Source organism: Saccharothrix ecbatanensis (assembly GCF_014205015.1).
GTDB classification, from domain to species: Bacteria; Actinomycetota; Actinomycetes; order Mycobacteriales; family Pseudonocardiaceae; genus Actinosynnema; species Actinosynnema ecbatanense.
Genome location: NZ_JACHMO010000001.1, coordinates 4,497,255 through 4,519,568 on the forward strand (window position 1 = coordinate 4,497,255; position 22,314 = coordinate 4,519,568).

The 22,314-nt window shown below is 71.8% G+C and carries 21 protein-coding genes; 11 read left to right on the plus strand and 10 right to left on the minus strand.

The features are described from left to right. Positions 1–2: 2 nt before the first annotated feature. Entirely contained in the window at positions 3–353 is a 351-nt protein-coding gene (cmtR, locus tag F4560_RS18340; RefSeq protein ID WP_184921586.1) for a Cd(II)/Pb(II)-sensing metalloregulatory transcriptional regulator CmtR, read from the plus strand. Next, positions 350–1,027 (plus strand): cation efflux transmembrane domain-containing protein, encoded by a 678-nt coding sequence (locus F4560_RS18345; protein WP_184921588.1) that lies wholly within the window; start codon positions 350–352, stop codon positions 1,025–1,027. Before cmtR ends, F4560_RS18345 begins: the two co-directional genes overlap by 4 nt. A gap of 11 nt (positions 1,028–1,038) precedes the next feature. Here F4560_RS18345 and F4560_RS18350 read toward each other — a convergent pair whose 3' ends face one another. Both F4560_RS18350 and F4560_RS18355 read right to left on the minus strand, forming a co-directional pair. Further along, positions 1,039–1,530: a metallophosphoesterase family protein gene (locus F4560_RS18350; protein WP_184921590.1), complete on the minus strand. Its 492-nt coding sequence runs from the start codon at positions 1,528–1,530 to the stop codon at positions 1,039–1,041. A 49-nt stretch (positions 1,531–1,579) separates the two neighbouring features. Beyond that, on the minus strand, positions 1,580–1,822 hold the full coding sequence (locus F4560_RS18355) for an acyl carrier protein (RefSeq protein ID WP_184921592.1): 243 nt from the start codon (positions 1,820–1,822) through the stop codon (positions 1,580–1,582). A 242-nt stretch (positions 1,823–2,064) separates the two neighbouring features. Between F4560_RS18355 and F4560_RS18360 the strand changes: the two genes are divergently transcribed. Next, positions 2,065–3,231, plus strand: a complete 1,167-nt coding sequence (locus tag F4560_RS18360) for a glycosyltransferase (protein WP_184921594.1) — start codon at positions 2,065–2,067, stop codon at positions 3,229–3,231. A gap of 34 nt (positions 3,232–3,265) precedes the next feature. Here F4560_RS18360 and F4560_RS18365 read toward each other — a convergent pair whose 3' ends face one another. Further along, complete coding sequence (locus F4560_RS18365) at positions 3,266–3,703, minus strand: DUF6292 family protein (protein ID WP_184921596.1); 438 nt, start codon at positions 3,701–3,703, stop codon at positions 3,266–3,268. A gap of 400 nt (positions 3,704–4,103) precedes the next feature. On the opposite strand from F4560_RS18365, the gene F4560_RS43670 reads away from it, so the two are divergent. Then, positions 4,104–4,460, plus strand: a complete 357-nt coding sequence (locus F4560_RS43670; protein WP_221483556.1) for a peptidase associated/transthyretin-like domain-containing protein — start codon at positions 4,104–4,106, stop codon at positions 4,458–4,460. Here F4560_RS43670 and F4560_RS18375 read toward each other — a convergent pair whose 3' ends face one another. Further along, positions 4,461–5,459 (minus strand): YdcF family protein, encoded by a 999-nt coding sequence (locus F4560_RS18375; RefSeq protein ID WP_184921598.1) that lies wholly within the window; start codon positions 5,457–5,459, stop codon positions 4,461–4,463. A 244-nt stretch (positions 5,460–5,703) separates the two neighbouring features. After that, entirely contained in the window at positions 5,704–6,948 is a 1,245-nt protein-coding gene (locus tag F4560_RS18380; protein ID WP_184921600.1) for a DUF4032 domain-containing protein, read from the minus strand. A gap of 215 nt (positions 6,949–7,163) precedes the next feature. Here F4560_RS18380 and F4560_RS18385 point away from each other — a divergent pair, with 215 nt between their 5' ends. Genes F4560_RS18385 through F4560_RS18395 form a run of 3 tightly spaced genes read left to right on the plus strand, consistent with a single transcriptional unit; the run spans position 7,164 to position 9,294 of the window. Further along, positions 7,164–7,670 (plus strand): SigE family RNA polymerase sigma factor, encoded by a 507-nt coding sequence (locus F4560_RS18385; protein ID WP_184921601.1) that lies wholly within the window; start codon positions 7,164–7,166, stop codon positions 7,668–7,670. Further along, entirely contained in the window at positions 7,667–8,740 is a 1,074-nt protein-coding gene (locus tag F4560_RS18390) for an LCP family protein (protein ID WP_184921603.1), read from the plus strand. The genes F4560_RS18385 and F4560_RS18390 overlap by 4 nt, the downstream gene beginning before the upstream one ends. A gap of 20 nt (positions 8,741–8,760) precedes the next feature. Beyond that, positions 8,761–9,294, plus strand: coding sequence for a P-loop NTPase family protein (locus tag F4560_RS18395; RefSeq protein WP_184921606.1), 534 nt, complete (start codon positions 8,761–8,763; stop codon positions 9,292–9,294). 1 nt (position 9,295) lies between these two features. On the opposite strand, the gene F4560_RS18400 is transcribed toward F4560_RS18395, so the two are convergent. Beyond that, positions 9,296–10,282: a Gfo/Idh/MocA family protein gene (locus F4560_RS18400; RefSeq protein WP_221483557.1), complete on the minus strand. Its 987-nt coding sequence runs from the start codon at positions 10,280–10,282 to the stop codon at positions 9,296–9,298. Positions 10,283–10,483: 201 nt separating this feature from the next. Between F4560_RS18400 and F4560_RS18405 the strand changes: the two genes are divergently transcribed. Next, positions 10,484–12,175, plus strand: coding sequence for a DEAD/DEAH box helicase (locus tag F4560_RS18405; protein ID WP_184921608.1), 1,692 nt, complete (start codon positions 10,484–10,486; stop codon positions 12,173–12,175). 24 nt (positions 12,176–12,199) lie between these two features. Here F4560_RS18405 and F4560_RS18410 read toward each other — a convergent pair whose 3' ends face one another. Continuing rightward, positions 12,200–13,477 carry a carboxylesterase family protein gene (locus F4560_RS18410; RefSeq protein WP_184921610.1) on the minus strand — a complete coding sequence of 426 codons (1,278 nt, stop codon included), beginning with the start codon at positions 13,475–13,477 and terminating at the stop codon, positions 12,200–12,202. A 19-nt stretch (positions 13,478–13,496) separates the two neighbouring features. On the opposite strand from F4560_RS18410, the gene F4560_RS18415 reads away from it, so the two are divergent. Further along, a complete protein-coding gene (locus F4560_RS18415) occupies positions 13,497–14,927 on the plus strand; it encodes a pyridoxal phosphate-dependent decarboxylase family protein (protein ID WP_184921612.1) in 1,431 nt (476 codons plus the stop codon). A 40-nt stretch (positions 14,928–14,967) separates the two neighbouring features. On the opposite strand, the gene F4560_RS18420 is transcribed toward F4560_RS18415, so the two are convergent. Then, the gene (locus F4560_RS18420; protein WP_184921613.1) at positions 14,968–15,495 is read right to left on the minus strand and encodes a hypothetical protein; all 528 of its coding nucleotides are present in this window, start codon (positions 15,493–15,495) and stop codon (positions 14,968–14,970) included. Positions 15,496–15,684: 189 nt separating this feature from the next. Here F4560_RS18420 and F4560_RS18425 point away from each other — a divergent pair, with 189 nt between their 5' ends. Both F4560_RS18425 and F4560_RS18430 read left to right on the plus strand, forming a co-directional pair. Next, positions 15,685–16,641 (plus strand): P1 family peptidase, encoded by a 957-nt coding sequence (locus tag F4560_RS18425; protein ID WP_184921615.1) that lies wholly within the window; start codon positions 15,685–15,687, stop codon positions 16,639–16,641. 2 nt (positions 16,642–16,643) lie between these two features. Beyond that, positions 16,644–17,219: a DUF4865 family protein gene (locus tag F4560_RS18430; RefSeq protein WP_184921617.1), complete on the plus strand. Its 576-nt coding sequence runs from the start codon at positions 16,644–16,646 to the stop codon at positions 17,217–17,219. Here F4560_RS18430 and F4560_RS46210 read toward each other — a convergent pair. Next, positions 17,197–20,457 (minus strand): tetratricopeptide repeat protein, encoded by a 3,261-nt coding sequence (locus F4560_RS46210; RefSeq protein ID WP_184921619.1) that lies wholly within the window; start codon positions 20,455–20,457, stop codon positions 17,197–17,199. The genes F4560_RS18430 and F4560_RS46210 overlap by 23 nt on opposite strands. 109 nt (positions 20,458–20,566) lie before the next feature. After that, a complete protein-coding gene (locus F4560_RS18440; protein ID WP_312869857.1) occupies positions 20,567–21,814 on the minus strand; it encodes a GGDEF domain-containing protein in 1,248 nt (415 codons plus the stop codon). Between the last annotated feature and the right edge of the window lie 500 nt (positions 21,815–22,314).

Here is a 22,314-nt window from a genome sequence, read left to right on the forward strand (position 1 = left end):
TCATGCTGAAGTGTGAGACGCGCGAGGACGCCTTGGCGCGGTTGGGCAAGGCGCTGGCCGACCCGACCCGCTGCCGCATCCTCGTCGGCCTGCTGGACGGGATCAGCTACCCGGCCCAACTCGCCGACCACCTGGGGCTGACCCGCTCGAACGTCTCCAACCACCTGTCCTGCCTGCGCGGGTGCGGGCTGGTGGTGGCCGCCTACGAGGGCCGCAAGGTCCGCTACGCCCTGGCCGACGTCCACCTGGCACGGGCGTTGAGCGAGCTGGTCAAGGTCGTGCTCGCGGTCGACACCGCCGAGCCGTGCCTCGACGACGAGCCGGCCCTGACCGCGGTGGAGGCGGGCCGATGAGCACCGACCCCACCCCGGCGCCTGACGGGTGCGCGGACGGCTGCTGCTCGACCAAGGCCGCCGACACCTCGAAACTGGACCCGCCGCGGCGTGCCCTGCTGACCCGCCGGGTGCGGCTGCTGGTCGCCGCCACGATCACCTACAACGTGATCGAGGCGATCGTGGCGATCACCGCCGGGACCATCGCCTCGTCCACCGCCCTGATCGGCTTCGGCCTGGACTCGGTCATCGAAGTCGCCTCGGCGACCGCCGTGGCCTGGCAGTTCTCCGGCAAGGACCCGGAGGCGCGCGAGCGGGTGGCGTTGAAGGTCATCGCGGTGTCGTTCTTCGCGCTGGCCGCCTACGTCACGGTCGAGTCGGCGCGCTCCCTGCTGGGCGCCGAGGCCGCCGACCACTCCACGGTCGGCATCGTGCTGGCGGCGGTGTCACTGCTGGTCATGCCGTTCCTCTCGGCCGCGCAACGCCGCGCCGGACGTGAGCTGGGCTCGGCCAGCGCCGTCGCGGACTCCAAGCAGACGTTGCTGTGCACCTACCTGTCCGGCGTGCTGCTGGTCGGCCTGCTGCTCAACTCGCTGTTCGGCTGGTCCTGGGCCGACCCGGTCGTCGCCCTGGTCATCGCCGCCGTCGCCGTCAAGGAAGGCCGGGAAGCCTGGCGCGGCGACCACTGCTGCTGACGGACCTACATCTACGTCACCGGCACGATCCGGGCCGCCAGCAGCTCGCCGTCCTCGATGTCGAGCAGTCCGATGGTGCCGTGCGGCTGGCGGCGGCGGTCAGTGGGTGAACCGGGGTTGAAGACGCGCACGCCGTCGCCGGTGACGTCCATCGGGATGTGGGAGTGGCCGAACACGACCAGGTCGGCCTCGGGGAACCGGCGGCGCATCCGCGCGGTGCGGCCGGCCGCCTGGCCGCTGTCGTGGATCATCGCCACGCGCAGGCCCGCGAGGTCCAGTTCGACGGTCTCCGGCGCTCCCCACGCGACCACGTCCGGGCCGTCGTTGTTGCCGCACACGGCGGTCACCGGCGCGTACTGCGCCAGCTCGTCCAACACGGACGCCACGCAGACGTCCCCTGCATGCAGGACGACCTCCGCGCCGCGCAGGTGCTTCGCCACTTCCGGGGGACACGACTTCCACCGCCGGGGCGCGTGGGTGTCCGACAGCACGACGACCCGCATGGCTCGGACCGTACCGCCCGCCGGCCCTTGAGGTCAGGTCGCAGCGGGATCAGGTCACGGCGGGGCCGGCGTCGCCGCTGACGCTCAGCTCCCGGAGGAACTCGTGGCACCGCTTGGCGCGCTCGGAGTCCTCCTCCATCACCTGCCGGAAGAAATCGGCAATGTCCCGCTTGCCCGCGTTCTCCGCGTCACGCACGTATTGCCCGTAGTCGTGGCCCGCCTTGAGCGCGTGGTACTGGACGGAGATGAGGTCGTAGGTGACGTCGTCGAAGCCGGTCTCGCCGGTGGCCATGGCCGCTCCTCGGTGGTCGGGTCGGTCGGGTGGTCGGGTCGGGTGGTCGTCCACTGCGCGCACCACTGCCGCACCACTGCCGTACCCGTCCCATACCCGGCGGCGGCCCGACCAACCGCGCGTCACCGGGTGGCTCTGACTGGCAGGGACCAAGGGTTGCTTGTACGGTGCGAAATCGGGTTGAGACGACAGCCTGATCCGGCGTGACGCGGCACATCCCGCATCCTCGGCTGGAGGAACCCATGAGAATCGCAGTCGTTTCGGCCCACGCGAGCCCGCTGCCCGTGCTGAACGACTCCGAGGATGGCGGCCAGGACGTCCACGTGGCCGATCTGGCGGCGGCCCTGGCCACGGCCGGGCACGACGTCGTGGTGCACACCCGGCGTGATTCGGTGCGACCGCACGACGTGGTGCGCACCCGTCAGGGTTACGACGTGGTCCACGTGACGGCCGGGCCGCCGACCCCACTTCACCCGGACGAGCTACTACCCCACCTGGACGACTTCACCAGGTTCCTGCGCGACCAGTGGCGGGCCGACCCGCCGGACGTGGTGCACGCCCACTACTGGACGTCCGGCGTGGCGTCGGTGCTGGCGGCCAACGGGCTCGGCGTGCCGGTGGTGCAGACGTTCCACTCGTTGGGGGTGCTGGAGCAGGTCGACGGCGAGGACGTGCCGGAGGCTCGCGTGTCCACCGAACGGCTGCTCGGCCGTGAAGCGAGCCGGGTCGTGGCCGGCTGCACGGACGAGAAGACGCAGCTGGTGCGGCAGGGTGTGCCGCGCACGCGGATCGCCGTGGTGCCGCCGGGTGTGGACGTCGAGCGGTTCAAGCCGGACGGGCCGCGGCTCAACCGTCGGTTGCCGCACCGACTGGTCGCGCCCGCCACCGGGGCCGAGGACGTGATCGCGGCGTTGCGGTCGGTGTGGGACACCGAGTTGGTCGTGGTCGGCGGCCGGCCGGGTGATGTGCGCTGGTTGCGTGAGCACGCGCGCGTGCAGGAGGTCGGCGACCGGGTGCGGCTGGTCGGCCGGGTGCCGCGGGTGGCGATGCCCGCGTTGCTGAGGTCCGCCGACGTGGTGGTGTGCGCTGGGTCGAGCGGGTCGACCGCGCCGCTGGAAGCCATGGCGTGCGGTGTGCCGGTGGTGGCCGCCACCGTCGGGGCGGCGACCGACACGGTCGTGGACGGCGTCACCGGACTGCTCGTGCCGCCGAACGACCCCAAGACCCTCGCCCGCGCGCTGCGCCCCCTGTTGGCGGACGTCGCCCGCCGCGACGCGTACGGCATCGCCGCCGCCGACCGCGTCGAAGCCCGGTACAGCACGGCGCGGATCGCCGCCGAGACGGTCCGCGTCTACGTGGAGGCGACCGGCTGCGCGGAGGCCGTCGAGGCGTCGGCGCACGAGGGTTAAGGAAACGCCGCGATCGAGACTTCCGGAACACCGCCTAGCCGAGGTCGGGCCGGGTCGTCCCCGCCGGGTACTCGCTGAGGCGGTCCATGAGGTCGTCGGCCGCGCCGTACGCGCGCAGCCGCATCGGCCGGGGGTCGCCGGGATGGTCACCGCGCAGCATCGCCGCCACGAACGCGGCCACCTCCGCCGTCGCGGGCAGCACGTCACCCCGCAGGTAGGCGATGACGACCGGTGGTTCGCCCGTGAGGGTCTCCACCGCGCCGGCCCAGCCGAACTCCTCGTCCCACAGCAAGGCGAGGTCCTGGTCGGGGAGGGACGGCACGTACCCCTCCACGGCGAGGTATGCGGTCGCGGGCGGGCCGGGGTCGGCGCACGAGCACTCCCCCACCAGCCCCAACTCCGCCGCGACCGCCGTCACGTACCGCTGGAGGCCGCGGGCCGGTGTGTTGTCGAAGTCGAGGTCAGGGTCCACCGCCTCCACCCCCGTTGTCCTGACGGTGACGTTCCAGTCCGACTACCCGGCGGGTGTGCGTGCAAAACGGCCGATCGGCCTGTTCTTCTGGGGCGACAGCCCTGACCGTGACCGCCAGGAACCCCATAGGAAGTCCACAGGCGGCACGCGGGAACCGGAGTCAGGGTGGTCCTATGGCAACGCCCATCCACGACCGCGGACTCGCCTTCGACCTCGCCACGCTCACCCGCAGGCGGGCCTTGGCGCTCTTCGGCGGCGTCGGGCTCGCCTCCCTCGCCGCGTGCGACACCGGTGACGGCCAGTCCGCGACCACCACCAGCGCCGCGGCGGCCGAATGCGGTGACGTGATCCGGAGGAGACCGCCGGGCCGTTCCCCGGTGACGGGTCCAACGGCCCGAACGTGCTCACCCAGTCGGGGATCGTGCGCGGTGACATCCGCACCAGCTTCGGCACGGCTTCGTGCACCGCCGAGGGGGTGCCACTGCGGATTGAGCTCGCGCTGCCGGACAACGGATCGGGGTGCGCGCCGTTCGCGGGGGCGGCGGGCACGAAGATCATCACGTCCCAGCTCGCGCTGCCCGAGCAGGTCTGCAAGACGGTGTCCGGCACCGCCGGGTACGTGCAGAGCGTGCGGAACATGGCGCGGACGTCGTTGGAGGACGACACCGTGTTCCGCGACGGGCACGATTCGCAGTTGGCGGACGTCACCGGTGACGTGGACTCCGGCTACACCGCGTCGCTCGCCGTGCGGGTGTGATCAGCGAAGGGTGAGCACCACGTGCGCTGCCACCAGCAGGCCGCACGTGACGGTGTGCGTGATCGGGTTGTGCGTGAGCAGCGCGGCGAACTCGCGCAGGAACGCGCTGGGCAGGAAGTACCACGCCGTGGGCGCGCCGATGATCTGCATCCGCAGCCGGAGCCGGCGGGCCAGGACGGCGGCGCGGAACACGTGGAAGTTGTTGGTCACCGCCACGGCACGGCCGCTCCAGCCGCGTTCGTCGAGGAGTTTCGCGCTGTACTGGAGGTTCTGCTCGGTGGTGGTCGCGCGGTCCTCCAGCACGATCAGGTCGTCGGGCACGTCGCGGCGCAGCAGGTAGTCACGCATCGCCGCCGCCTCGGACACCTTCTCGTCCGGCCCTTGTCCGCCTGAGACGACGAGCAGCGGCGTGCGGCCCGACTCGACTTCGCGCCGGTACAGGTGGATGCCGCGGTCCAGCCTGCTCGCCAGCAGCGGCGGGACGCGGTCGCCCATCAACCCCGCCCCCAGCACCACGACCGCGTCGAAGCCCGTGCGGCGGCCGATGCTGCCGTAGACGATCGAGTACAGCAGCAGGCTGACGAACAGGAACGCGACGTAGGCGGCCACGATCAGCAGTGATCCGATCACCGCGTCGACCACCGGTCCGGTGTGCGCGGTGGCGAAGCCGAACGCGTAGACGACGCCGAAGATCGCGAGGCCGGCGAGCAGCGACAGCAGGTTCGCCGGCCGGAACCCCTCCCGCTTCAGCATCAGCACACCGTTCGCGATCAGGGCGGTCGGCAGCACGAACCCCAGCCCGAGCAGGAGGGCCAGGAACCCGTACCCGACCACGACGGCCGTCCACCCGCCGTACGCCGACGCCCGGAAGAGCAGCCACAGCAGGAGGAACACCAACGTCACCCCGAGCCACACCGCGTTCCCGATCCGCCGCCGGTCGCGGATCACGCCGACCACGAAGAACAGGGCAGGCACGATGGCCGCGATCCCGAAGATCATGGACAGGAATCTAAGCGGCTCCCCACCCGACCGCGCGACTCCCCATCCCCAAACCCCCGTGAGTCCTACGTTCACGTCCCGTGAGTCCTACGTTCAGGACCCCCGAATTCAACGCTCAGAACGGCGGCCGGTTGTTCTGAGCGTTGAACTCGGGGTACGGGAACGTAGGACTCACGGGGTCTGAACGTAGGACTCACGGGGTCTGGAGGTTCGACTCGCGGGGGTTGGGGGTTCGACTCGCGGGTTAGGCGAGGTCGTCCAGCAGGTCGGGGTCGGGGGCGGTGGCGGCTTCTGCTTCGGCCTCGCGGTCGGGCAGGACGGTGGCGAGGTAGGAGCGGAGGGCGGCGGTGGTGCCCACGTCACGGCCCGCGTGCTCGGACAGGTACCAGCGGTGGACGAGGACCTCGTGGAACAGCTCCGCCGGGGCCAGCACGCCGAGCAGGTCGGGCGGAACGGCCGCGACCACCGGGTCGTACACCTCGTTGCGCCACAAGTGACCCGCGGTCGTCTCGGGCACCGGCGCGCCGTCGCGCTGCTCCAGGTACGCGCGGAACGAGCGGAGGTCGTTGAGCAGCCGGCGGGCCTGCCCCTCCTGCACCTCCAGCCCGGTGAGCTTGAACAGCTCGCGCCGGTGCTGGCCGATCTCGGCCACCCGGATGTCCACCCGCAGCCGCGCCCCGCTGTCCGACGTGACCAGCTCCACCTCGCCGACGTCGAAGCCCAGGTCGTTGAGCCGCCGCAGCCGTTCGGCGACCCGGTAACGCTGCTCGTCCAGCTGGAAGAACTCCTCCCGCGTCACCTCGTCCCACAACGCCGCATAACGCACGGGCACGCCGTCCGCGACCTCGACCGGGTCGATGTCCGGCGGCAGCAGACCACCGGCTTCGAGGTCCATCAGCTCACCGCCGATGCGCTCCCGTGCCAGGTCCACGTCGTACGTGCGCTGGCCGATGGACAGCACCGGGTGGCGTTCCACGGTCTCGGCGTCGACCAGGTACGCGGCCAGGTTGCCCGCGTCGAGCCGGAACAGCGTGTTCGACAGCGAGCAGTCACCCCAGAACGTGCCCGACAGGTGCAGCCGGACCAGAAGTTCGACCAGCACGTCCACCAGGCGGTCGGCCGAGTGCTCGCCGCGCGGGCTGGAGAACAGGTATCGGTAGGACATCGAATGTTCGAGGTAGCGCGTAACGAGGATGGCCTGCTGGTCGTCCGGCCGGTCGACGCACAGCCCGAGCACCGACACCGCGGGCATGCCCTCCCGCTCCATGTCGCCGAGCACCGCGTATTCGTGCCGCGCGAGCGCTTCGGCGATCTCCTTCAGCGCGTACACCTGGCCTTCGCTGGCCACGAACCGGACCACGTGCCGCGAGATGCCCCGCTGTGGCACGGTGAGCAGCAGCCGTTCGTCCCACTCCTCCAGCGGCTGTGCCCAGGGCAGGGAGAGCAGGCCACCGGCCTCGGCGGCGGGTGGGCGGAAGAGGAATCGCATGTGCTCCCCGTGGCTGGTGCGCGGACGATCGGAAGCTACCCGTTTCGCGGCCCCCGTATCCACGCGTCCCAAGGAATGGCCTGTTCACCACGATCAAGACTCCGAGCCGGAACGACAAAGCGTGGCACAGGTCACACCCGAGTGGTTCAACGTGGGACGTCCTCTGAAGGGTTTCCCGACCGCAACGGAAACCGACAGCGGGAGAAGGGGGCGCCGTGCCGGACGACGACTTCGACCAGTTCGTCACCGAACGTCTTGATCGACTATTGCGCTATGCCACGGCCCTGACGTGCGACAAGCACCTCGCCCAGGACATCGTCCAGGACGTGCTGCTGCGCGCGCGGCAGCGGTGGGGGCGGATCGGGGCGATGACGGCCCCCTACCTCTACGTCAAGCGGATGGTGACCAACGAGTTCCTGTCGTGGCGTCGCCGCAAGGCCGCGCATGACGTGTCCTCGACCCACGCCACGCTGAACGACCTGGCGCCGACGGTCGCCGACCACGCCGTGCGGCACGCCGAACGGGACGCGATGCGCGCCCGGATCGCGGTCCTGCCGCGCAAACAACGGGCGGCGCTCGTGCTGCGCTACTACGAGGACAGCACCGACGCGGAGATCGCCCAGATCCTGGGCTGCACGGAAGGCACCGTGCGCAGCCACATTTCCCGCGCGCTCCAGAAGCTGCGGGTCAACGAGAACATCCCGTCGGAGGCGCTGCGATGAACCACCAGGAAGACCTGATCCGCGAAGCGATCGCGGCCGAGGCGGACGAGGCGGTCGACTACCGCGTCGTGCTGTCCACCCTGCACCGCGCGAAGTCCCGACGACGGCCGACCGCGCTGTTCGCGGCCCTCGGGGTGACCGCCGCCGTCGCCGCCGTCGCGGTGATCGTGCCGCTGACCATGGACCGGGACTCGTCGTCCGGGACGGTGGCGCCGGCCGAACAGCCGTCGGGGCAGACCGCCGCGCCCGCGCAGAACGTGCTGCTGATCGGCCTGGACGAAGGCACGAACACCGATTCGGTCGTGCTGGCACGCCTCGGCCCGGACGGCTCGGCGAGCGTGGCGTCGCTGCCGCGCGACTCGTGGGTCGACATCCCCGGCGTGGGCGAGGGCAGGCTGAACTCCGCCTACCGCCGAGCCCACGCGACCGCTCAGGCCGAGGGACGGGACGGTCACGCGGCGGGCGCGGAGGCGCTGGTGCAGACGGTCGAGACGTTGACGGGCGCGCAGATCGACCACTACGCGTCGGTCGACATGGCGAGCTTCGGCGCGCTGGCCGACGCGGTCGGCGGGGTGGAGGTCTGCCTCAAGACGGCGGCCCGCGACCAGTACGCCGGCATCGACCTGCCCGCCGGGCGGCACTCGCTCGACGGTGCGCGGTCGTTGGCGTTCCTGCGGCAGCGCCACGGGCTCCCCCACGGCGACCTCGACCGGGTCGCGCGCCAGCAGGCGTTCCTGCGTTCCCTGGCGGCCAAGGTGGTCGGCGCCGGTGACCTGGCGAAGCTGAACGAACTGGTGGCGGTGGCGAGTGCCAACGTGCGCACCGACGCGGGGTGGAACCCGATGGACCTCGCCAAGCACCTGAACGGGACCGTGCGGACGGCGACCGTCCCCGTCGGCGAGGTGATCGACACGGCGGACGGCGCCGCCCTGGCCGTCGACCCGACGGTGGTGCGGGCGTTCGCGGCGGACTTCTTCGCCGACCAGCCCGCCTCGGCGTCCACCACGCCACCTGCGAACTCCACCGGCACGCCCAGCCCGCCGGCCCCGGACGACGGCTGCGTGAACTAGGACCACTAGCGTCACCGCGCATGACTCCGCGTCGCATCGTCATCCTCGGCGTCAGCGGCGCCGGCAAGTCGACGTTGGCGCACAAGCTGGTTCCGCTGGTCGACGGCACGCATGTCGAGCTTGACGCGATCCACCACGGCCCGAACTGGACGCCGACGCCGGTGGAGGAGTTCCGGGCGAGGCTCGCGGCGGCCACGGACGGCCCGGCCTGGGTGGTCGACGGCAACTACATCGACCGGACTGCGGCCGTCCTGTGGCACCGCGCGGATCTCGTGGTGTGGCTGGACCTGCCGTTGCGGGTGATCCTGCCGCGGTTGGTCCGGCGCAGCACGGCCCGGATCGTGCGCAGGTCCGAGTTGTGGAACGGCAACCGGGAAACGCTGAACGCCCTGGTCGGCTCGGATTCGCTGCTGGCGTGGGCGTACCACGCGCACCGTCGGCACCGTGCCGAGTACCCGGACCGGCTGGCGCGCAACGGCGTGCCGTGGGTGCGGCTGCGATCAGCCACCGAGGTGGGACGTTGGCTCGCCGGGTTCAGCACGGCGGGCCGCTAGGTCACGGCCGGCGTCGAAGCGTGACTTCGGCGCCGGTCGCGGCCGACCGCACCAGCGCTTCGCCCACCCGCGCGGTGCGTGCCGAGTGGGCCGGTGACACCAGCGGCGTGACCTTCTCCCGGACCGCTTCGGCGAACGCGGCGGTCTGGTGTTCGTAGGCGTCGGCGGCGGGCACGACCTCGTCGCGCACACCGTCCAGCGTGACGACCGTGATCAGCCCGTCCTCGACAGGGCTGGTCCACGCGTTGCGCACGGAGATCGAGCCGCGCGTGCCCTGGAACTCGTAGGCGGCGCGCGGCCCGTATTCGAGGCTGTAGTCCAGCACCGCCGAGCGGCCGTCGCCGAAGTCCATCGTGGCCACCGCGCTGAGGTCCACCTCACGCGAGTGGAACGTGGCACGCACCCGGAGCGGGTCGGCGCCGAACGCCCACAGCGGCACGTCGAACGCGTAGCAGCCGACGTCCCAGGTCGCGCCGCCGCCCAACGCCGGGTCGAACCGGATGTTGCCCTCGGTCGCGGTCGGGTAGGCGAACGCGGACCGCACCACCCGCAGGTCGCCGATCTCACCGGACGCGAGCAGTTCGGCGGCACGCACCTGCTGCGGGTGGAAGCGGTACATGTACGCCTCCATGACCACGAGGTCGGCGGCGGCGCGTTCGATCCGCACGCAGTCCTCTTCGGACAGTGCCATCGGCTTCTCGACCAGCACGTGCTTGCCCGCGTCCAGCGAGCGCAACGTCCACGGCACGTGCCGGGTGTTGGGCAGCGCGATGTACACGGCGTCGATGTCGGGGTCGGCCAGCAGCGCGTCGTAGCCGTCGTGCACCCGTGCCCCGAACGGTCGCGCCACCTCGGCGGCCGCCGCCTGCCGACCGGGACGGCTCGCCACCGCCGCGACCACGTTGCCGGGCGTCCGGTGTATCGCCGGCAGCACCCGGCCACTGATGTGGGCAGTGGCTCCCAGGACGCCCCAGCGCAGTGGCTTCACAACAAGACCTTAACCGCTTAACCGCACGCCCCCACACCGCCAGACCCCGTGAGTCCTACGTTCAGAACGCGCGAGTCGTACCTTCAGAACCACCGTGTCCTACGTTCAGGACCCCCGAATTCAACGCTCAGAACACGCGGACCACATCGTGGGCGGACCCCTCACCGAGCGGTTCAGGGGCGATCAGCGAGACTTGGGGGTATGAACGACGAGCCCGACGACCGGACCAGCTTCGCCGACCTCGGGTTGCGCCCCGAACTCCTCCGGGCGCTCACCGGCCTCGGCTACGAGGAGCCCACCCCCATCCAACGCGAGGCCATCCCGCCGTTGACCGAAGGCCGTGACCTGCTGGGACAGGCCGCGACCGGCACCGGCAAGACGGCCGCGTTCGCGCTGCCCGTGTTGGAGCGCTTGGCCGCCGCCGACCGGAACCGGCGGGCGCCGTTCGCGCTCGTGCTGGTGCCGACCCGCGAGCTGGCGGTGCAGGTCTCCGAAGCGGTGCACCGGTACGGCCGGGAGCTGGGCGCGCGGGTGCTGCCGATCTACGGCGGCCAGCCCATCGGGCGGCAGCTGCGGGTGCTGGAGCAGGGCGTGGACGTCGTGGTGGCCACTCCGGGACGCGCGGTGGACCACCTCAGCCGCGGCACGTTGAAGCTGGAGCAGCTGGAAGTCGTCGTGCTGGACGAGGCCGACGAGATGCTGGACATGGGCTTCGCCGAGGACCTGGACACGATCCTCGCCGAGACGCCGTCCGAACGGCAGACCGTGCTGTTCTCCGCGACCATGCCCGGCCGCATCGACCGGCTGGCCCGCACGCACCTGTCCGACCCGGTGCGCATCACCATCGGCCGCGAGCAGGCGGAGCCCGGCGAAGCGCCGAAGGTGCGACAGAGCGCGTACGTCGTGCCGCGTGCGCACAAGCCCGCCGCGCTGGGCCGCGTGCTGGACGTCGAGGCGCCGACCGCCGCGATCGTGTTCTGCCGCACGCGTGACGAGGTCGACCAGCTCACCGAGACCCTGAACGGGCGCGGCTACCGGGCGGAGTCGCTGCACGGCGGCATCAGCCAGGAGCAGCGCGACCGGGTGATGGCACGCCTGCGCAACGGCACCGCGGACCTGCTGGTGGCCACGGACGTGGCGGCACGCGGTCTGGACATCGAGCAGCTGACGCACGTCGTGAACTACAACGTGCCGTCCGCGCCGGAGTCGTACGTGCACCGCATCGGCCGGATCGGGCGGGCGGGCCGCGAGGGCGTCGCCATCACGCTGGCCGAGCCGCGCGAGCACGGGATGCTGAAGACGATCGAGCGCGTCACCAAGCAGCGCATCCACATGGAGAAGGTCCCGACGATCGCCGACCTGCGGGCCCGCAAGTTGGAGCTGACCAGGGCCGCGCTGCACGAGAGCCTGCTGGAGGACGACCTGGAGAAGTTCCGGGTCGTGGTGGAGACGCTGACCGACCAGTTCGACGTGATGGAGGTGGCGCTCGCGGCGGTCAAGCTCGCGCACGAGGCCACCGGCGCGGCGGCCGACGAGGAGGAGATCCCGGAGTACGTGCCGCGGTCCGGGCCGTCCGGTGAGCGTCGTGGACGCGAGGCCGGCGGCGAACGCCGTGAACCGCGCAAGCCGCGCCGCCCGTCCGCGGGCATGACGAGGCTGTTCGTCGGCGCGGGCCGCAGCTCGGGCATCCGACCGCAGGACCTGGTCGGCGCGATCGCGGGTGAGGCCAAGCTGAACGGCAGGGAGATCGGCGCGATCGAGATCGCCGACCGGTTCTCGCTGGTGGAGGTGCCGGAGTCGTCGGCGCAGCAGGTCATCGCGTCCCTGCGCGGCGCCACGATCAAGGGCCGCAAGGTGACCGTGCGCCGGGAGCGGGACGACCCGGCACGCTGACCCCTGCCCGACACCGTGTGACGTTCAGCCGGGCGGCTGGACCGGGTAGTCGACGGGCGCGGAGAGGTCCACGCCCCGCCACGGCTCACGCCTGGCCTCGACCTCGTCACCCCAGTGCCGCACGCCGGTCCAGCCGGGGTCGCCGGTCGTGCAGAAGTCCACCCAGGCCTGGAGCATGCGGCGGGACAGCGCGCGCTCGTCGTCTCCGGCCGGGCCCCCGAGCAAGAACTCGGCTCCATCCAGGGTGCCGAACGAGAACGGCACGTCCGCGGTGTGCCAGGCGGGCGGCCGGGTGAGCCGGGCCAGGAACGCCCGACCGTGCGCCTCGGCCAGCCGCGTGGTGGGTTCGCCGAACACGAAGTCGCCGGCGAGCCGTACCTGCGCGTCCTCGAAGTGCGCGTAAGCCGCCACGACGTGGTCCGGGACGCCCCACGCCCGACCGAACTCGCGCAGACCGGGTGGCCGGAACGTGCCGACCGCCTCGAACAGCAGGTACTCGACGTCGGTGTGGCACAGCAGGGCGTCGACGTCCGGGCGCAACGCGGGCAACCCGTCGGCGACCGGCCCGAACAGCACCGGGTCGTACGCCAACGGCCCGGTGCGCTGGGCCGCGGCGAGCGCGTCGGCGGAGGCCACGGTCGACTCGGGCGTCGACGTGTCGATCCACTCGGCGACCCGGCGCGCGAACCCCTGCGTGTAGAACCGGTTCGGCACGCTGTGCGCGATGACCCGCCTCACCGGCTCCCACGCGGCCAGGAACAACGCCGAACCGGCACCTGCCGACTGGCCGCCGACGGTGATCTTGTCCGGGTCGCCGCCGAACACCGCGATGTTCTCCCGCACCCAGCGCAGCGCCGCCCGCTGGTCGAGCAGCCCCCGGTTGTCCGGCCGCCCCGGCACGTGCCCGAAGCCCTCGAACCCCAGCCGGTAGTTGCACGTCACCACGACCAGTCCGGCACGGGCCAACGCGGCGCCGTCGTAGTCGGGCTGGGCGGACGAGCCGAACGTGTAGGCGCCGCCGTGCACGTAGAACAGCACCGGCCACGGACCATCCGAAGTGGACGGTGCCCAGACGTTGAGGCTCAGCACGTCCTCGTCGCCCGGCCGCCACACCGGTGCGCCGGGCAGCCGGACGGACTGCGGCGCGATCGGCCCGAACTCCAGGCAGTCGCCCTCGTGGTGGACGGGGACGGGCTCGGCGAACCGGCGTGCGCCGAAGGGCGGCTCCGCGTACCGGATGCCCAGGAACGCGTCCACCTCGGCGTCGATCGCCCTGCCCCGGAACCGCCCACGTCGTGTCATCGGCGTCTACCCTGCCAGGATGGGTGATCCGCTGAACGCTCGGGAGGACGCCGCCGAGGCGTTGGGGATGGTCGCGAGGGCCGCTGGGCCTTACCTCGACGCGTTGCCGCACCTGCCGGTGCGCGACGCCACGCACGCCCACCTGCTCAAAGACCTGGACGGGCCGCTGCCGGAGGCCGGTGACGGCACGATCGCCGCGATCGCGGACCTGCTGCGCATCGGGACGCGGGCGGCGACGCACTCGTCCGGGCCGCGGTTCTTCCACTACGTGGTCGGCGGCGCGACACCGGCGGCGCAGGCGGCGGACTGGGTGACGTCCCTGTTGGACCAGGCCAGTGGCCTGTGGCTGACCTCGCCGTTCGCCGCGCAGGCCGAGACGGTGGTGCTGCGGTGGCTGAAGGAGATGTTCGGGCTGCCCGCGTCGCACGGCGGGGTGCTGACGCCGAGCGCGACGTTCGCGAACCTCACCGGGCTGGCGTGCGCGCGGTTCTGGTGGGCCGGGCAGCACGGCGTCGACGTGACGGTGGACGGCCTGGTGGGCCTGCCGCGGATGCCGGTGTTCTCCAGCGGGTACGTGCACCCGAGCAGCCGGAAGGCGCTGCAACTGCTGGGGCTGGGGCGTGACAGCGTGCGGACGCTGACCCGTGACGACGCGGGCCGGCTGGACGTGGACGCGCTGGACCGTGAGCTGGCGTCGTCCGGGCCGGCGGTGCTGATCGGCAACGCGGGCGAGGTCAACGGCGGCGACTACGACCCGCTGGACGAGCTGGCCGACCTGGCGGAACGGCACGGCGCGTGGCTGCACGTGGACGGCGCGTTCGGCCTGTTCGCCGCCCTCTCCCCGCGCACGGCGGACCTGGTGCGCGGCGTCGACCGGGCCGATTCGGTGGCGGCGGACGGGCACAAGTGGCTCAACGTGCCGTACGAGAGCGGGGTCGCGTTCGTCAAGGACCGGTCGTTCCTGGGACGGGCGTTCGGCGGCTGGAACGCCCCGTACCTGCCGGAACCGGACGAGGAGTTCGTCAACTACAACAACCTGGGCCCCGAGTCGTCACGTCGGGCGCGCGCGATCCCGATCTGGGCGACGCTGCGCGCGTACGGCCGCGAGGGCCACCGGGCGATGGTGGAACGCCACCAGGACTTGGCGCTCCGCCTCGGCAGGCGCATCGCCGAGGCCCCGGACCTGGAACTGCTGGCCCCGATCAACCTCTTCATCGTCTGCTTCCGCTACCGGCCGCCGGGTTTGTCCGAAGAAGCCCTGGACGACCTCAACCGGCGGATCGGCGAGGAGCTGATCGAGGACGGCCGGGTGTACGCGGGCACCACCGTGTACCGGGGCATGGTCGCGTTCCGGCCCGCGATCGTGAACTGGCGGACCACCGACGAGGACATCGACCTCCTGGCCTCCGTCATCCGCGAACTCGGCGCCCGCCTGGATCGGACGCCCTGAGCCGCTGCGCGACACTCGGGCTCGCCGGAGCCGCTATCGGTCACGCGGCCAGGTCCAGCATCCGGCGATGCCGCCGGATCGTCTCGATCCAGGCGGGGTCGACCAGCTCCCGCCGGTCAAGCGCGACGTGAGGCGTGCCTCCGTGGCCGCAGACGCCGTAAATCTGTGACGCCACGTCGTCCGTCAGGAGGCGGTCGATGTAGAAGTAGCCCTCGAAGCCCAACCACGCCATCCTTCCCTCCTCGGAGGCTCGGCGCAGAACCTCGTGGAGGTAATCGGGGGCACCGGTCGGCAGCACCTTGAAGAGCAGGTCGTACATGAACACGCTCAGGTCCCCGATCACGTTGTCCTCGTCGTCCAACGGGAAGCACCACACCGAGTCCGGCTCCCACGAATCGGTCGTGAAATCCGGGTCTGGCGACGAGTCCAGGTCGGTGAGCAGGTACACGTTGATCATCGCCTCGTACCCGCTCCAGCGAAGAGCGTCGAGCACGTCGTTCACAGCAGACCCCCACTTGGCCGGTTCGGGCGCGAGCAACTCTCGGAACGCTTGCGACTTCTTGATCATATTTCCCTTGTCCAAGAAGAATTCCGTCCGCGCGGGCGGCCGAGCGGGGTCTCCTCGGCGCGGCGGGTCGGACCGAGGTCCGGCGCTCGGCTCGCACAGCACGGGATCGAGCTCGAAGGCCACTGCTCGCCGGGTGTTCCCGGTGTGCCGATGGCGTCGCGGGAATGGGTCGGCCGTAGCATCGACGGTGTGCGGAACTCGATCACCGATGTGACCGGTGTGCTGGTCGGGCACGTCACGCGGATCGGGGACGGTGCGTTGACCGGGACCACCGCGGTGCTCTTCCCGCTCGGCACGGTGTCCACTGTGGACGTTCGTGGTGGGGCTCCGGCGACGCGGGACACGGCCGCGCTGGACGCCCGCTACGGCGGCCGTGAGGTGCGCGGCATCGTGTTGACGGGTGGGAGCGCCTACGGGCTGGCCGCCGCGGACGGGGCGGCGCGGGAGCTGGGGTCGTTCGTGCCCGCCGCCGCGTTGTTCGACCTCGGCCGCGGCGGTGACTTCCACGCCGTTCCCGGGCCGGACGAGGGCGCGGAGGCCGTGCGGAACGCCGGTGTCGAGGTCGCGCAGGGCAACGTCGGCGCGGGCACCGGCGCACTGAACGCCACGCTGAAAGGCGGCCTGGGCACCGCGAGCGTCACGCTGCCCGGTGGCGTGGTCGTCGGCGCGATCGCGGCCCTGAACGCGGTCGGTCCGTCCGTCGACGTCGACACCGGCCTGCCGTTCGCCACCCACCTCGGCGAACCGGGCGAGTTCCCCGCCTACCAGGGTGACGATCTCGAAGCCGCCCGGATCGCCGGTCACGCCCAGCCGTTCAACACCGTCATCGGCGTGGTCGCCACGAACGCCCGCCTGCCGCACCTGTACGCCATGGCCACCGCCGCCCAGGACGGCCTGGCGATCGCCGTCCGCCCCGCGCACGGCCTCACCGACGGCGACACGGTCTTCGCCGCCTCGACCGGCACCCACGACATCGGCACCCACGACGTCGACCCCGGCCAAGTGCTCGCGGCGGCAAGGCAGGTCTTCGCCCGAGCCCTGGTCCACGGCCTGCTCCGCGCCGAATCCGTCACCACGCCCTGGGGTCACCTCGCCGCCTACCGCGAGCTGTACCCACGCACCGCAGCCACATACCGGGGGAACTGACCATGCACGCGATGCACTACGAGATCACCCTGCCCGCCGACTACGACATGGACATCATCCGCACCAGGGTCGCCACCCGCGGCTCGGCGTTGGACGACTTCCCCGGGCTGGGCCTGAAGGCGTTCTGCGTGCGCGAACGCGGGGTCGACGGGTCGCCGGTCAACCAGTACTCCCCGTTCTACCTCTGGCGCACCGCCGAGGGCATGAACAGCTTCCTGTGGGGTCCGGGTTTCCGAGGCCTGAGTGGGGACTTCGGCCGCCCCACCGTGCAGCACTGGGTCGGGCTCGCGTTCGAGAAGGGCGCCGCCACCACGGCCACCGCAGCCTCCAAGCGCACCTGGCGCCTCCCCGCCGACGCCGACCCCGCGGAGGCGATCGACCGCGCGTTGGAGGACCTGCGAGCAGACCGCCCCGAGGTGCACGCCACCGCGTTGGCGATCGACCCGCGGCACTGGGAGCTGCTGCGCTTCACGTTGTGGAGCACGCCGGACGCCACCCCCGAGGACGAGGTGCGCTACCGCGTGCCGCACCTGTCACGGCCGGAGCTGGACGACCTCACCGCGGGCCGGCACTGGTAGGCCGCGACCGGCCCGCCCCGGGGTTGCGGGCACGTTCGCCGTACGGCACGGACACGTAGCCGACGAGGTCGAGCACGCTGCCGCTGGTGCGGTCCACTTCGCGGGCGAAGCCGAGGATGCCGGAGTCGACGCGGTCCATCAGCCACGCCAGCAGCACGACCACGACGTCCGCGAGCAGACCCACCTGGAACGGCATGTCCTCGCGCTTGCCGGCGGTGACCGCGCTGGCGAAGTCGGTCATGCCGCGTTCGGTCAGCTCCAGCGGCCCGGTCTCGATCGCCCGCTTCATCGAGTCCACGACGAGCGGCAGCACGGACGCCCACACCTCGCGCGGCGCGACCTCGCAGATCAGGCCGCCGCACAGGGCCGCGGTCCACAACGCCTCCGGGTCGGCCGCACGGACCGCGCCGACCGCGAGGTGCGGCAGCAGTTCCGCGCCGCGTTCCCAAGCGCCGGTCGCGACCAGCTTCTCCACGGCGTGCCGGTAGTGCTCCAACGCCTTGGGGTGGTCGCCGCGGGCGCTCAGCACTCCGCCGAGGTCGTCGTGGAACGACGCCACCTCGGCCGCCGCCCCCACCTGTTCGGCGCGGGCCAGGCCCACGGTGGCGTAGTGCTGCGCGGTCTCCAGGTCGCCCCGGACGCGGTGGCACTCGCCGAGCCGGCGCAACGCGGCCAGCTCCTGCCGGTCGTCACCCAGCTCGCGGAACAGCTCCACCGCACGCGATCCGGCGTCGATCGCGCCGGCGAGGTCGCCGTGCTCTCGGTAACGGTCGCACTCGGCGAGGGCGAACGCGGCCTGCCGGACGTGGTCGCCCAGTTCCCCGGCCAGGTCGTGGCCCTCGATGGCGTAGCGGAGGGCGGTCTCGGTGTCCGCTTCACCCAGCTCGTCGAGCACGGTGATGGAGTCGAGCAGCCCGGGTCTGTCCCCACGGCCGCGGTGTTCGTCATGCGCCAGGCGTGCCGCCTGGCCGGCCTCGTCCGTTCTGCCTTCTCGCATCAGCAGCCTCGCCATCCGCAGCAGGACGTCCGCTCGGTCGCGGCACGCGTCGCCCAAGCCCACACACCGTTCGAAGTCCGCCAACGCCTCCGGGTATTCCCCGCGGCGCTCGGCCCGGTCCGCGGTGAGCGCGAACCTGGTCGCCCAGAGGGGTTCCACCTCGTCGTCCGGCAGGTCGAGCTCCGGCAGCAACCCGTCGATCCGCTCGACCAGGTCGGCGGCGATCCAGTCGTCGTCTTCCAGCTCCAGCTCGGCCAGCAGCACGCCGGCGAACGACGGTGTGTCGGTCGCGTCGCCCGTCTCGGCGATCCGGCGCAGCGCGGAGATCTCCCGGTGCAGCACGGAGGACAGCGCGCCGGTGCGGTCGCGTGCGGCGGCGGCCAGCAGCTCGCAGCCGGTGAGCGCGGCCTCGGCCTGGGTGGTGGACCGGTCGCGCCACTCGTCCAGCCGACCGTTCGCCGTGCCCACGTACAGGTAGGACCGCTCGATGCCGCCGGGTGTGCCGGTGTTGACGATGGCACGCGCGGCGGGCGTCTCCTCGGCGGTGAGCCGCCGCACGACGGTCCGGGCGAACCCGGCGGCCAGATTCGCGGGGATGGTCCACAGCGTGCCGATGTAGCCGCGCGCGCCGGCCCGGACGAACTCGCGGCCCAGGTCCGTCCACGACCGGCAGGAGTTGTTGAAGACGACCGGCCGGTGCCGCAGGGTCACCGGGATGTCCGTGTCGGGCAGCCCTTCGCCGCCGAGCACGATGGCGCCGTCGGCGTCGTGGACGTTGAAGAACACGACCTCGACCGGCAGGTGCCCGACCAGGTCCCGCAGGTCGTCGGGGGACGCGTCGGACAGCACGATCGGGTGGGTGTGGTGCCCCAGCGACGCGGTGCTCTCCGGGACCTCCAGGAACGTGCCGGAGTCGAACACCAGGCTGAACGCGCCGGGCTCCCGCGCCACGCCCGCGCGGTGCAGCTCGGTGAGCACGACCAGCGTCGGGTCGGCCACGACGTGCCCGATCGGCTTGCGCGCCCAGTTCGCGTCCTCGGTGTGCACGAACGGGTAAGGCAGACCGGTGGTGAACGCGGTCAGCGCCCGTTCGCCGATGTCCGCGACCGCCTCTGCGGGCACCTGCGCGGTCACCACGGCCTCTACTGCCGCGTACGGGTCGTGCCCGCCGGTGGACAGGTACCGCCACAGGGCCTCCACGAACCCGATGCCCTTGACCGCGTCGCCGATCGCACCCGCCGCAGCGGTGACCCGATCTTGTTCCTCGGCCACGACCGCGCGTACCTCGGCGAGGTCCGGTTTCGGCGTGACGACCAGCCGTGCGCCGCGGTGGTGCGCGTATACGGCGGCGGTCAGGTCGTCCGCCTCACCGGTGCTTTCGAGCAGGACGGCTTCGTCACCGTCGTCGGGGTTGTGCTCGGCGAACGGCACGGGCGGCGCATCGTCGTCCACGCGCAGCGCCGCCCCGGTGCGCAGGGCGGTGAACAGGGCGGCGACGAAGTCCGCGTCCGGTGCCACGTCGAGCGTGCGTTCCGGCTCACCGCCGCCGCGCAGCAGTTCCCACGCCTTGCCGGTCAGGCCGACGGGGTCGTCGCACGTCAGGTGCAGGCGTTCGGGCAGATCGGGGAACAGCTCGACGTCCGGTTCGGCGAGGAACACGGCCCGCCGCACGCCCATCGCGCCGAGCAGGTCGGTGACCAGCTCGTCGTGACGGTGCGACGACACGTCACCCGGCCGGAGCGTGACGACGGGCGTGACGCGGTCCGCCGGCAGGCACGAGACCACGACCGCGGCCTCCCGCACCTGGTCCGGGCGGCACACGACGACCGTGTCGCCGACCTCGAACACCGGCTCGCTGGTCACCGTGACGTTCAGCTCCGACACACCCACCGGCAGGTCGACGGACACGCCGCCGTCCTCCACGACGCAGGGCGCCGAGCCCGACACCAGCAGCGTCACCGAGTCGGGCAGGGCGAACGACACCCCGTCGGCGGTCTCGGTGGCGGGCGCGTCGACGGCGAGCCGCCAGCGCGCGGGGGCGGGCAGGTCGAAGCGGTGCCGCAACACCGCGCGCACGTGCCCGTCGCGGTCCTCCTCGACGAACAGGTCGCGGGCTCCCGCCTCGGCGGTCAGCTCCTCGACCGCGTCGACCGGCGGTTTGCGGTGCACGTCGAGCAGGACGGCGCGCAACAGCCCCGCCTCGAAGCGGAACCGAACTCCGTGCGGGGCACCGAGGTCCACTGTCTCACGACCCTTGCAACCAGATGATCCACCGTGTCGGTGGTGGCGGGCCAGAAACTACGCCACCGACGGCCTGACCTGTAGGAGATCCGGCAGGGATGCGCGGTTGTTACACGCCGGGTCGTTCCGAGCGGACCGCCGGGGTCCACCGGGAGCGTCGGTGCCTGCCCGCGGACTGCACCTGGTCCCGGCCGAGCCGCTTGGCGTCGTACAGCGCCGCGTCGGCCGCCGCGAGCAGGCCTTCCACGGTGTCCTCGGCGACTTCCGGCCACACCGCGATGCCGATGCTGACCGTCAGGCCGGCCACCGTGCCGCCGTTGCCGTCGTCCACGAGGACCCGGTGGACCTCCGAGCGCATCCGCTCGGCGATCGCCACCGCCTCCTCGTGCTCCACGCCCGGCAGCAGCACGGCGAACTCCTCGCCGCCGAACCGGCCCACCGCGTCACCGCGCCGGACCGCGCACTCCAGCGCCGCCGCGATGCGCCGCAGCACCAGGTCGCCGGTCTGGTGGCCGTACGTGTCGTTGATGTCCTTGAAGCGGTCGACGTCGATCATGAACAGGCCGACCCGCGCGCCGGGCGGCTGCTGGCGGGTGCGCTGCAACTCGAGCACGGCCTGGAGGTGCCAGGCCTCGGCGTTGAGCAGGCCGGTCTTGGTGTCGGTGCGGGCGGCCAGTTCCAGCTGGTGGATGAGCACGGTGCGGTGCAGGGCGACGGCCGCGACGACCATCGGCACCGCGAACCCGGGCCACCACGCCACGGCGAGGGCGACGAACCCGCCCATCGCGAGCTGACCGGCTTCGAGCAGGTTGTCCGCGCCGCTGCCGATGGCGTCCTTCACCGAGCGGGGGCGGACCGTAAGCAGGATCACCGCGGCGACGAGGGCGGTGTTGACGAGCCACTGCGCGGCACCGGCGCCGACCAGTCCGACCAGGTCAAGAGGCCCGTCGGGCTGCCCGGACCGGAGGTTTTCGCGCAGGCCGGTGACGCCTGCCACGGTGCTCGCGGCGAGCGTGGCCAGCACCATCATCGCCGTGGTGAACACGCACCGGTGCGGTGGTCGGGACGCGTCCCAGCGGCCGACGACCCACCAGCGGTGCGCGTACATGATCACGACGAGGGCGACGGCGAGCGCCGGCGGCAGCACCAGCGCGCCGGCCACGATCCAAATGCTGCACAGGTCGACGTGCGGCAGGTGGCTGTGGTCGCGGCGGATGCGCTCGATCCAGCGCGACGAGTGCAGGTGCAGCGCGGCGCAGCCGAGGAGCACGGCGAACACGGCCCAGGACTCGGCCGGGACGGGCCACGCGGTGGACGCCGCGATCGCGATCACGGCGAGAAGATCCACCGAGAGCACGTACGCCAAGGCCTGTCCGGGCAGGGACCATAGTGACCAGCGTCGATCGCCCGACGACGCCGAACGCGTTCTGCCCATGGTTCCTCACGGCCGTCTACCCCGGACTGTCATCGTGTCCGGACGGAGGGTCACAGTATATGTGACCTGCGCGTATGTCAGCCGCTACCGGGGTGACGCAAACCACTGGAGGTGATTGCGGTGCGCGACAAGATCTGGTGAAACCGCTGGTCAAGGCGTCCGGACGAAACGGGACGGAGGTGTGGTTGTGCGCGACAAGATCTGGTGATCCCGGTGGTAGCCGAATACCGAGTACCGACCGCGAGCGACGCAGAGAGAGGTGTCCCGCCATGCGCGACAAGATCTGGTGAATCCCCGTGGTGACGAAGTGCGGACCGTGAGCCATGCCGAGGGGAGGTGCGCCGCGATGCGCGACAAGATCTGGTGATGCCCGGTGCGACAGACGATCGGTGCACGACGACGACACCCGAGGCCGGGCCGCG